Genomic DNA, 12,424 nt, shown 5'->3' on the forward strand with positions numbered 1-12,424 from the left:
CCTTTTCACCCTTTCACCTTTTCACCTTTAAAAGCACCTTTTCCCTTTAAAGGTTGATTGCTGCTCCCACCATAAAGTTAGCCCCATCGGTGAGTGGCGAGTTAAGGTAATGGTATTGGGGGCGGTAGTTTAGCACGTTGTCTACCGATAGGGTGAGCGTGAACATGTTGCCGATTTGCTGCACGGCAGACACCTTCCACAGCGTGTAGGCAGGATAATGAATGGTGTTTGTGCCCTTAGACAAGTCGTAATAGTCAACATATTCCAGATTGTCTACGGGCGAAAGCGCACGTCCGTCTATGTTAAAAGCCAGTTGGTAGGACTTGTTAAAGCGGTGCGAATAGTCCCAATGCGCAGTGAAGGTATGCTTTCGAGCAGGCTGGTATTGGTTGTTCAGTTGTTTTCCGTCCTTATCCTTGGGCAAGCGTTCGTGTGTAAAGCAGTACGAAAGCTGTGCCGACATGCCGTTTTGCCACTTTCCTTTCACTGTGGCCTCAAAGCCTAACACCGCATATCGCGCCAAATTGATGTAGGGAAGATGTGGAATAGGCTCTGATGGGTTGGCGAAGAAAGGCGCGCCTGTGGCTATTTTGTCGCTCACCAGATTATAATGCCCGCTCAACGTGAAGATATAATGCAAGCGCGTGTATTCGGCCGAGAGGTTAAAGTTGTGGCTAACTTCGGGTTTAAGGTTGGCATTGCCCGTTACAAGCCAAATGCCGGCCATGTCGAAGTTGTAATATTTCTCTTTGAGTGTGGGCGAACGGAAACCCATACCGTAGCCCAAGCGCAAGTTTAAATGGGGTAGGGGCGTGTGGCGAAGACTGATTTTGGGCGTTAGGCGCGTGTTGGCGTGGTCGGAAAAGTGGTCAAGTCGTAATGCGCCAACCACTTCCCACGCCTTGCCGAGGTTAAGGTCGTATTGTGCAAAGACGTCGCACGAACGTTGTTTGCGCGTTCGCCCTTCGAGATTAGGGTTTAACAGCCAATCGTGCATCCAGTCGGCACCCAGAGAAAGCACGTCGCCTTGCCGTAAGTTGAGGGTGTAGAGCAGGCGGAAGGCATTTTGTACGTTCGAGTAAGAGCGAAGGTCGAGACGATACTGTTGTAGATAGTTCGACTTGTCGTATTGGTCGAACGAGTAGGAGAATTCTAGGTGTTGCTTGTCGGATGGTTGCCATAGTGCGCGCAATCCGCCAGAAAAGTCGCGATAACGTTCGGGCGTGTCTATCGTTCGGGTTGTTTCGCGGAAAAAGTAGCCGGCACGTCCAGTTAGTTTCAGTTCTGATGTCGGGTTGAAAGACAACTGGTTGTTGGCGTTCCACGTATTGTCGCCGTAGATGGTAGCAACAACGCGCGAAATGGGCGAAGGGCCGTTGGTTACGTCGTAGTTGTCTATCGACGTGTGAGTAACCGACAGGGTGTTGGCCCATTTACCTTTTTTCAGTTGCATGTTCAAGCCTTGTCGCCAATCGTTGTGACGTGCAACACGCGCATTGAGGTTTAGTTTAAAAGGCTGTGTGGCGTTGCGTGTGATGATGTTGATAACGCCACCTGCGGCGTTGGAGCCATAAAGGGCCGAGGCTGCACCGCGAACAATCTCTATCCTTTCAACGTTATCCATGCTCAAGCGGGTAAAGTCAACGTCGTCCATCGTTTCTCCTGCCAGGCGTTCGCCGTCAACGAGTATCAGCAAGCTTTGTCCGCCAAATCCAGCAAAGTTCAAATGGGTTTGTTGGTTCATGGCATACGAGAACTCAATGCCAGGCATGGAGGTTTGAAGTAGGTCGCGCAGGTTGGTGGCATCGGTCTTTTCGATGTCTTTTCGTGTGATGACGCGCGTTAGAACGGGCGTGCTTGCCAACAGTTTCGGACTTCGCGTGCCAGTAACCACCACCTGTTCGAGATTGATGGTGCGGTTAAGTGTGTCGGCGGGAAGTGCTGCGTTGGCCGTTATGTGCGATATGATGAGGGATAAAAAGATGAATGTGCGGTGGAACATGAGCGTAATTTTGATGTGAAGTTGACTTTTAAAGGGTGAAAGGGTGACTTTTAAGGGTGAAAAAGTGAAAAGGTGAAAGGGTGAAAAGATGGCTTTTAAAGGTGAAAGGGTGAAAGAGTGAAAAGGTGAAAAGATGGCTAACGCCACCTATTCTTTAGGCTTAACTCCTTATGTGGTGAAAAGATGGCTACCGCCACCTAGGCATTTGGCTTAACTCCTAATGGAGAAAAGATGACTACCGTCACCTAGGCATTTGGCTTAACTCCATAACTTCTTAACTCCTTAACTCCTGATGGAGAAAAGGTGGCTACCGCCCCCTAGGCATTTGGCTTAACTCCTTAACTCCATAACTCCTTAACTCCTAATGTGGAGAAAAGATGGCTTCGCCTATCAATTCGTCAACTTCTAATACGGATACCTATAATTAATGGTGAGATAACATTTGGTGCCGGTTGTGGGATTGATGTAGCTTTCTAGTTGCAGGGCCACAAACTTTCCGTTGTTCAGTTTCACCACAAACACGCGATTGTTATGCTTGAAAGCAGGCGGCATGGGGGGGATGTCGAGGCGTAGCCAAGAGGATAGCGCGCGGTTGATGTGGATGCCTTGACATCCAATGAGGCTGTTGGCCATCTGCGACTGGTCTACCCAAACTTCGTTGGTGGTCCATTCGTCGGGTTTGAAGGTTGCTCCCATAAACTGTGTGCTGCTTTGTGGCAGCTGACTCATCGATGTATAGTTGGTTTCTAGCACCGCTCCGCCGTTGGTTCGCACGTTGTCGCGGTGTATGGCGATGCTCCATGCGGACGGTTCGGGCTGTTTGGCAGTGGGGTTAAAGTCTCTTTTCTCGTTGTGTGATAAGCCTTTTCCAAACACGTCGAACCAATAAGTGTAGATGCCTGTTTGGTTATTTGCCTGTGTTTCGTCTTTAATTGTTGGGATGGGGTAGGGCGTGAAGTGGGTTCGGGCATGCAGAAAGGCATCTGCATCGCCAGCTTCGGCCAGCATTTGCAGCGAGTCGAAGTCGATGTAATACCAATTATGCCAATCGCTTGCGTCTATTGCCAGCTGGTTGGCATTTATTTTCGGAGCTTTGTCGGGCGAGTCGTAGATGCCGTCGAACAGTCCTGTGCAGGCTGAAACCAAGGCTATGAGCGTACCCATACTTAGTTTGTAGGCCAGTTTGATGATGGAGTGCATGGGTTTTTGAGGCTATGAGGTGAACTTTTTAAGAGGCACGCCTGGCAAATGGTCCAGGCGTGCCCACTACAAAGATTGGGATGGGAAGACACGCCACAAGCCCAAGGCGGTTTGCTGTGTCTCTCCCTTATAATCTCTACTGCCTTGCTAGGGATAAAAGCTTGTACGGCGGCTTTACATTTTGTAAATCTTGCCGTTGAACACGCCTTGGAGCGGGAACGGCATGTGGCCGGCAGTGAAATTGTTTTCTACCTTCAGACTGCCGTCTTTGCCAAAGGTTGCTTTGATGGTGGCCTTGGTCAGTAGGTATTCTTTATATTCCGTTTCCGCTCCCTTCTTAAACTTGAGTTTCAAGCCATCATTCGAATAGTCTTTGCTGAACGTTTCGGTTTTCTTATCGTAGACAAGGTTGTTGATGGTGTACGCACCTAAGGTTAAGTCGCCCATAAGCGTACCTTCAAGCTTTTGGCCAAGAACCATAATCGTGTATGTGCCGTCGTCGTTAACCCAGAAACTGTAGCCTGTGTTCTTTGCTACGTACGTTTGGGCCATCACCGTCATGGAGTTGTCGCCTAGATATGTGCCAGCCAATTTTACGGTTTCTGGAGCTTTCCCATTTCTCCATTTAATGGTTGTTCCGCCCATCAGGCCTTTTATGGAAATGTTAACGGCGGCCATGGGACCCGAGATGAGTGCTTCGTATTCCTTGGTTTGGCCTGCCTTATGTGGGTCGGCAACACTTATCTTGCCCGAACCTCTTATTTCGCCATTGTTGAGTGTAACTTCGAAAGTGCCAGTTCCCCATTTGGCGTCGGTGAATTTGCAGATGGATTTCTTACCTTGTGCAAATACTTCCATCTTGGCTTCCTCGCCATAATAGGTGTCCATGAACATGGGCGAGTTGACAACGATGTAGCCTGTAAAGGTGTGGATGGGCTTTACCTGCGACTCTTCGTTGGTAAATTGTATGTTCTTAATCTCGCTGGCCTTATATGTAACGGTAGAACCGTCGGTCTTGGTGATGGTTACTGTTTGTGCCTTGGTAGTGGCTACGCCCGCCAGTAGGGTGAAAACAAGTGTAAAGAGATATTTCATTTCTGAATGAATTTGAAGGTTCTTGATGTGGATTTAACGATGAAAACGCCCGTTTGGCCGTTCAAAGGTAGGTCTACCGAGCCGTCGGTGTTAACCGTTGCCGATACAACTAGCTGCCCCGAAACATTGAATATCGACACGCGCGAGCCTGGTTGCAGGCCTTCGCCGTGAACCGATTGGCCGAAACTGAACACGGCTTGGCTCTCGTTTGGCGAGGGAGCGGTGCTGATGCCCGTAGAAGAAGGGTCGGCGAACTCGAATGAACGGAACTCGTTCAGTGGGTATTCAACGGTTTGTTCGCCTGCCGTGATTACCAACTTGTTGGTAGTAAAAGTCACCGTAGGCTTGTCGGCCAGTGCGAAGAACACGCTCTCACCCGACTTGCCGCTCACTTTAACGTGGTTGGCGGCCATGACCCACGCACTACCGAAGAACAAGGCAGATGCAACAACAAGTGCCCTGATGGTTGTTCTGATTTTCATTGTACTTGTATTTTATGAAATCTAATCTGTTATAACGCCGCAAAAGTAACAATAACTTCTTTTTTCGGCAATACTCACTTGTTGTGATTTTTCACCCAGTTCTATGCCTGGTTTTCGATAATGATGACCATATTTGTGCGTTAATTTTAGCATGATGGTTTTTGCAATGAAGGGAGCTACGGTAGAGTTTCAGAGGGAAAAGTCAGCTGTGCGCATTTTATCTTTTAGTGTTTATTCAAAAAAATATAGATAAATGTTTGCGCGTTTTGTGTTTTTTTGTAAATTTGCTGCCGAAGCGGCGGATACTGCCGACCATTGGGGAGTTGCTATTCGCCTCAGTGGCAAATTGTCTTTGTTACTTTACTAACTATGGCGTGCACACCTTTTTGTGCACTCAACCCTTGGAGCGCATGCCCACTCACTTCAATGAAGGGTTTATTAACCATAAGTGGACGATGAAAGAATTATGAAAAAGGCTTTTTTTACTATTGTCGCCTTTGCGACATCGCTGTTGGTAGCCGCCCAACACAAGATTAAGTTCAGCTACGACGCTGCTGGGAACAGGGTGGCGCGCGAAGCCGTAGTACCCAAATCAAAAGTTGCACAAGCTAAGGCGCAAACCCAATCTGCAAACGAACGGATGCCTGTAAGCATGGAAGGGGTAACGCATAGCTATGCCCAAGGCATTATCCGTGTAAACGTCCCTATGCTACCAAATGGCAGTAGTTGCGAACTCTATGTGTATTCAGCCGCTGGCGCATTGGTTTATCGTGGGACAGCAGTTGTCGGAACAAACGAAATCAGCATTACGCATTGTGCTGATGGCGTATATCTGGTGAAAGCCGTGGTGGGCGAAAACACCTCGGCTTGGAAGATAGTGAAGCGATGAGCCTTGCGTGCTGCATACGTGAAATCTCTTAACAAACTGAACATGAATTTATTTTCAACACCTAAACAATTTAACTATGCGACGTTTTTATCTCATAACGCTTTGCCTAGCATTTTTACCTTTGGCAAACTTGGCACAAGAAGTGTCGAAACGCAACGGCGAAACACCTGTGTTGAACAAATGCGTACCACCTCATGGAGGAGGTACATGCCCTGGGCAAGAGGACTCTTCTCGTATACCGCCGGTTATCCCGCCTGATGAAGTCCCATCAAACGACATGTACGTTGTTGGCACACCTACTTGTTCGTTCAACGTTTCCAATTCGGGTGCTGCCATTTACGACATCAAGATAGACGTTCCTGATGCAGGTCCGCTTACGCCCAAAATAAGCTTAACCTACAATAGTCAGTCTGCGGGGTATGGTCTGGCTGGGTATGGCGTGAACATCAGCGGTATCTCGGTAATCACTCGCGGGAATAAGGACCTCTTTCATGACGGCAAACAACAAGGAGTAGAGTTCAACGCAAGCGATAACCTCTACTTAGATGGGAAACGCCTGATATACCAATCGGGTAAGATGGAAGATTCTTGCGTGGTATATACGGTGGAGGGTAATCCTTTTACGAAGGTTTTTCAATACGGCTTTCATCCATTTCAAGTTGGTGGGATGTGCTTTAAGGTGGTTACTGCTGACGGATTGGAGTATGAATATGCGAGTGATGCCGATGCAACGCTCTTTTGCGGTTCTCTAGACCAAAAGAAACATGGCTGTGTCGCATGGTATGTCAGTGCTGTGCGAGATAAGAATGGTAATTTTATATTTTATTCATACGACAACAGCGGTCTTACTGTCAGGCCAGTTTACATTTCCTACGGACCTAAGGATGAAACAGGGAAAGAGAAGTTTTATAATATCGAATTTTCGTATGCGAAACTAGGGACGAATGCTAGGCCTTTTGCCGCGTATGTGGATAGAGGAAACTTCGATGTGTGTTTGTCTTCTATCGTCGCGGCCTGTGCTAACCATACGTATCGAAAGTATACGCTTACCTACGACGACAATTCTGATGGTAGCCAAACCAAATGGACACGACTTGTGCAAGTAAGCGAAGAGAACGGCAAGGGTGAGAAATACCCTCCTGTGAAGCTGAATTGGAGCTTCTTGCCAAAAGGCGATGCATCTCCTCTCCAGATGGACGTGAGCACGAACGACGACAGGTGGTATGTGAAAGAATCCGATAAGGGGTTCTTTGCCACCGACCTCAACGGCGACGGTGTAAGCGACATCATCAGAGTGGCGCCGGTAGAGGTTATTGATTGGCAGGGTTATGGCACCACCCACTCACATTACAATACCTATGTTTATGTCAGCCGCAGTAAGGTTTCCCCAAACGGCAACGTATCTTATGAAAAGCCGCTCGTCTTCTCCTTGCCTGCAAACATTTCCTTGGGCGACATCAAGACAACAATGGGTGGGGCATCGGTGATGGACTTCGACGGTGACGGCTATAACGACCTGCTCATACCTTATCAAGACAAGGTTGAAGGCCACTGGAATAACGTCAGATTCCAGTTCATCTCAGGAAACGATGTTACAAATGGCAATACCTGGAACGTGAAAGAATTCGGCATGGGGTTGAAGGCCGCAGATGCTGTGCCGCTTCTTGTTCCTTTCGACACAGACGGCAACGGAAAGGATGATGTGGTGTGTGTGGAACAAAGGCAAAAGGATGGCTATTACCCTTGTACCATTATAAAATATATGGATGGGGATAAACTGGATCATCGGGACTATAAGTTACGGCTACCACAAAACCCTGAGAAGATGTTTGTGGGCGATTACAACAACGATGGACTACAAGACTTGATTTTCCTTTACGACAATGGCTATAAGATTTACTTCAATGTGGGTGGAAAACCCACGGATGAGAAATTTGTTGAAACAAAGACAGCCGAAGGAACAAACCTGCGCAACCGATGGCGCATTCAACAAGGCGATTTCGACGGAGATGGCCTTATCGACTTTGTGTACAACTGCGGCGACGGTGACTACCACCTTTGGGTGGCCTATAACGAAGGTGGAGGAACATTCCGCATTGGCAAGGGTGTAGACATGGGTTTCTCAGATCAGGGCACTACGAATGACGATGACAAGTTCGCGCTCCTGACATGGGACATGGACCGCGATGGACTAACAGACGTGATGGTGTGCAAGGCCAGATACAGGTACAGAGGATTTCCTAAATTCAAAACGGAATTCACCGCTACCGAAGTGCGGTGGTATCGCTCTACTGGGGATGGATTCGCTTTCAACAACGCCGCATCTAAAGGGAGAGAAGACGATGCTTTGGAGAACAAAATTTTCCTTGGCGACTTCGACGGTGACGGGCAAATGGAACTGGCAAACTACGGCAGTAAGCTAACCAGCGGAGACGACGGATTTAATGGAACAATACACGCTTACTTCAACTATGGTGAGAAAGCCAATGCAGGACGTGTGACAAATTTGGAAGACGGAATGGGAACTTCTCATAGAATCTTGTATGCCTACGCCACAAACCCTATTGTGTATAAGCGCACCATCGCCAACCGTTACCCTGTTAACACCTATGCGCTGCCGATAGCTGTTGTACGATACGTGTATGCAAACGACGGAAGTGCGGGGCACTACTACACCGAATATGGCTACGAAGATTTGCGATTGCATATCGCGGGGAGAGGTATGCTTGGTTTCAACAAGGTGACAAGTACAAACACCTCACTAGGCATCAAGACTTCTACCGAGACAACCAAGTGGGATGAAACCAGGTGGCTACCCACAGAAACGAAGACTGTTGTGGAGCAAGGCGGTTGTGCAGCCACCACTTTGTCTACAACCACAATCGTCGGCCAGGATAAAGGTAATTACTTTGCCTATATTTCCAAGCAAGAGGCAACGGACATGGACGGAAACCGCACCATAACACGCTCGGCCTACGACAATGGGAAAGGCGTACCCGTGGAAGAGGTGGTTGAGAATGATGGCGACAACATGTACCGCAGGGTGACGTACGGCGGTTATGTGAAGAAACAGGCGCGATGGTTGCCCACAACCATGACCAAGACCCAAAAGCATAAGGACGACCCTTCGCCATTTAGCACAACAACCTCGTACAAGTATGATGATAATGGCAACATTCTCTCCACAACGGAGAATTACGGCACGGAAATGGCTTTGACAACCACCAACACCTACAACGCACAAGGCAACATCCTTACCACGGTTACCACGGGCAAAGGGGTGAAACCTATAACAAAGCACTTTGAGTATGACAACGATGGACGCCTTGTTGTTAAGACGTTCACCACGCCTGAGACTTCGGTGAACACCTTCGCCTACGATGAATGGGGAAACCTACTCACGCAAACGGATATAACAAACTCCGCAGAACCACTCACCACAACGCACACTTACGATGGATGGGGACAGGAAACACAGGTCGTGGCAGCGGATGGGACAAAGACAAAGGTTGAACGCAGATGGACATCCCCATTCTCAACGGAACAATACGATATCGAGGTGGTTTCTGACGGTGCACCGACAGTGCTGACATGCTATGACCAGAAGGGACGTGAACTCAGCAAAAAGTCGGTTGGGCCGAAAGGTGTAGATATCAATAACAAGACAACCTACAATACTAATGGACTGGTTTCAAAGATTGAAAAGACTACTGGCAAACTTACAACGAAACAAGTTCTCACTTACGATGGTCGTGGACGACTTGTGAAAGAAGTGCTGAGCTCGGGTAAAACCACCACATACACTTACGGCAACCGTACTGTAACCTCTACGATTGCTGAGACAGGCCAGAGCGTAACGAAGACTTTTGATGCGTGGGGCAATGTGGTTAAGGTGGAAGACCCGTCGGGCATCGTCACCTACAAATATGCTTCTGTAGGCAAACCTGCCAGTGTGACAGCACACGGCTCTACCGTATGTATGACCTACGATGCGGCCGGCAACCAAACCTCGCTTGCCGACCCCGATGCAGGGACTTCTACCTATACCTATGCTGCAGACGGAACGCTGCTTGCTCAAACAGATGGCAAGGGGACAAAGACCACTTACCAGTTTGATGAGCTGGGACGCCCCTTCCTCACCTGCATTGGAAAACAGCTGTTGGTAACCAACTATGGTGCGTACGTCAACGGCAGTCCACTTGTGCTAAGCAGAATTAACGATCGTTGTTCTGTTCAGTATCAATACGATAAGCTCGGCCGAATGGTTTCTGAGAAACGGGACATTAGGGGACACGAAAAGGCATACAAGTTTGAGTATGCATATAACGACAAAAACCAACTGTCTCAGGTTATATATCCTGGTAATTTAGAGGTGAACTACCAGTATGATCTCAACGGGTTTAAGGATCAAGTTGAGGTAAATGGTGACATCGTTTATAAACAGGAGGACTATGATGGGCTTGTAAACCGCTTCTCGTTCTTGGGCAAGTTAGTTTCTACAAGTGTACGAGACAAAGATGGTTTTGAAACTAATCTGAAATTAACGAACGGCAATTCAACGCTTGAAGATTTTACTTCGGAATATGACAAGGCAACAGGCAATTTGTTGTCTCGCCGCAGAAACAACAGTTCCAAGGAAGAATTCGGTTACGACAACCTTGACCGTCTGATTTCGTATAAGCCAAGCCAAGGCGGAATGATGAAAATAGATTACGCCCCTAATGGTAATGTGCTATTTAAAACAGATGTGGGCAATTATAATTATGATGCAAATATAAGGCCGCATGCCGTTACCGAGGTGGACAATCCAATTGCGGCGATTCCTAGCGACCCGCTTACCACAACTTATAATGAGTATGGCAAAGTTGATATGATTACTGATTCTGTTAAAGGCTTATCAACACACTTCTTCTATGGGCCAGATCAAGAAAGATGGTGTTCTGCACAATATCGCGATGGTAATCTTGTGCGTTCCACCATCTATGCAGGCGATTACGAAGAAGTTTACGAGAATGGTGATACACGCGGATATTATTACCTCGATGGCAACGTAATTGTGATAAGGGATGGTTTGTTCAAGCCTTATCTTGCCTTTACCGATAACCTTGGCAGCATACTCTCTGTGTTCGATGAAGAAGGACGGAAAGTGTTCGATGCTTCTTACGATGCGTGGGGTAAACAAACCATTACGCAAAACGACATCGGGCTTTATCGGGGCTACACAGGTCATGAGATGCTCAACGAGTATGACATAATCAACATGAACGGTCGCCTGTACGATCCTGTTATCGGCCGTTTCTTCAGTCCCGACAACTATGTGCAGATGCCGTTCAATAGCCAAAACTTTAATCGTTACAGCTATTGCCTTAACAATCCGTTGAAGTATACCGACCCGAGCGGAGAATGGTTTGGCATAGACGACCTTATTGTTGCAGGTGCTGGTTTTGTTGTTGGTTACCTTGGCAATGCCATCAGCTCTCACAACTGGGGGTGGAGTTCCATAAAAAGTGGGCTTATCACAGCGGGAGCATCATGGTTAGGTTTTAATACAGCAGGACTAGCAACGGGCAGCATCACCTCTGCCACATGGAGGCAAGTTGGCAGCATTTGTTTGAATGGCATTGTAAACAAGGCATTCCCATCAGGCAATGTTCCCTTGAATGACCATTTGGGCCTTGCTTTCTCTCCTTCGTTTAGTTGGACGGAAGGCGGTCTGACGGCGGGCATGCTTGCCTCGCTTTCCTACACGGATGGAGATTTTAGTGCAAGTGTTAGCGGCGGTATAACCAACAATTATGTTGGCTGGAACGCAGAAGCTTCTTATGGCGGTTGGGGTGCAGGCTTTGGCAAAACCTATTATGGCGAACAAACCGTAAGAGGCAATGTGTTAGGCAAACAAATCGTAGGTGCAATAACTTTACTCGCGCCTGGCGACGTTTCTTTCCGACTGTATAACGACATGTTTGGACAGTCTGGCCATGATCGCTGGCGTACTAGTGCTGCGGAACTCACCATCGGAGATTTCAGTGTAGGCACGTATGTGACGACAAATGACGGTAAGGAAGAATCGGGTATCTATGGATATGATCCTAATATTGTCGACCCGTATCTTGGTGCTAATCCTGAAAGAGTCATCCATGTTAATGGTAGAGAACAAAAAGTTGGTGGTGGTTGGCCTAACGGGAAAGTCTATTCAGCACCTTTTTGGGTTGGAATCAAGTCGGGAAGCCAAATCTATCGATTTGGGGTAAGTGCGAGGATTGTACAGAGTCTCACACAAAATCTTGTTCATCGTTATCTTGTACCAACTCCTTACTTTATACCAGGTAAGGAGTTCTACAGAGGCTTGTATTCTTCTTTCGGGCATAATTCGCCATTAAGTCTTTGGTAGTGTGAAACCTGCCTTTTGGAGATTGTGTTGCAATCTCCAAAAGGCAATAAAATAATTTGTATGAAGATATTATTATTTTCCTTTGGATTTCTGGTGCTATGCTCATGTTGGTCGCCCTTTCCTAATGCCTATGAGCGTTCGATGCAGGTGGGTCGCTTTCGCCCTAACATTAACACTGGAATTGCTAAAAAAGTGAACATTAATGGATACTACGTCGTGACCCATAAGAGGGTGGGAACATTCGAGCCGTTTATTCTTTATTCTGATGGGACGTTTGGCAGTATCGTTTTTAAAAATAGAGACTCACTTTACGAGCAGAAAAAACAAGATGCAGATTTGATGCAAGAAATTATAAGTTCAGAAAA

Annotated in this window: 7 protein-coding genes; 3 read left to right on the forward strand and 4 right to left on the reverse strand. The window is 47.5% G+C overall.

The annotated features are described in order from the left end of the window. Positions 1-46 precede the first annotated feature (46 nt). From HMPREF2955_RS07990 to HMPREF2955_RS08005, 4 genes are all read right to left on the reverse strand, one after another. Positions 47-2,002, reverse strand: coding sequence for a TonB-dependent receptor plug domain-containing protein (locus tag HMPREF2955_RS07990; protein ID WP_070722488.1), 1,956 nt, complete (start codon positions 2,000-2,002; stop codon positions 47-49). 405 nt (positions 2,003-2,407) lie between these two features. Beyond that, positions 2,408-3,202, reverse strand: a complete 795-nt coding sequence (locus HMPREF2955_RS07995) for an HmuY family protein (RefSeq protein ID WP_070722490.1) — start codon at positions 3,200-3,202, stop codon at positions 2,408-2,410. Positions 3,203-3,376: 174 nt separating this feature from the next. Continuing rightward, complete coding sequence (locus tag HMPREF2955_RS08000; protein ID WP_070722491.1) at positions 3,377-4,297, reverse strand: calycin-like domain-containing protein; 921 nt, start codon at positions 4,295-4,297, stop codon at positions 3,377-3,379. Continuing rightward, positions 4,294-4,779, reverse strand: a complete 486-nt coding sequence (locus tag HMPREF2955_RS08005) for a T9SS type A sorting domain-containing protein (RefSeq protein ID WP_070722494.1) — start codon at positions 4,777-4,779, stop codon at positions 4,294-4,296. The genes HMPREF2955_RS08000 and HMPREF2955_RS08005 overlap by 4 nt, the downstream gene beginning before the upstream one ends. A 466-nt stretch (positions 4,780-5,245) precedes the next feature. Between HMPREF2955_RS08005 and HMPREF2955_RS08010 the strand changes: the two genes are divergently transcribed. From HMPREF2955_RS08010 to HMPREF2955_RS16235, 3 genes are all read left to right on the forward strand, one after another. Next, positions 5,246-5,668, forward strand: a complete 423-nt coding sequence (locus HMPREF2955_RS08010; protein WP_070722497.1) for a T9SS type A sorting domain-containing protein — start codon at positions 5,246-5,248, stop codon at positions 5,666-5,668. 76 nt (positions 5,669-5,744) lie between these two features. Then, positions 5,745-12,059, forward strand: a complete 6,315-nt coding sequence (locus tag HMPREF2955_RS08015; RefSeq protein WP_070722499.1) for a polymorphic toxin type 23 domain-containing protein — start codon at positions 5,745-5,747, stop codon at positions 12,057-12,059. 60 nt (positions 12,060-12,119) lie between these two features. Beyond that, on the forward strand, positions 12,120-12,424 hold a 305-nt coding region (locus HMPREF2955_RS16235), incomplete at its 3' end, for a hypothetical protein (protein ID WP_168166876.1).

The organism is Prevotella sp. HMSC073D09 (assembly GCF_001814145.1).
Lineage (GTDB): Bacteria > Bacteroidota > Bacteroidia > Bacteroidales > Bacteroidaceae > Prevotella > Prevotella conceptionensis.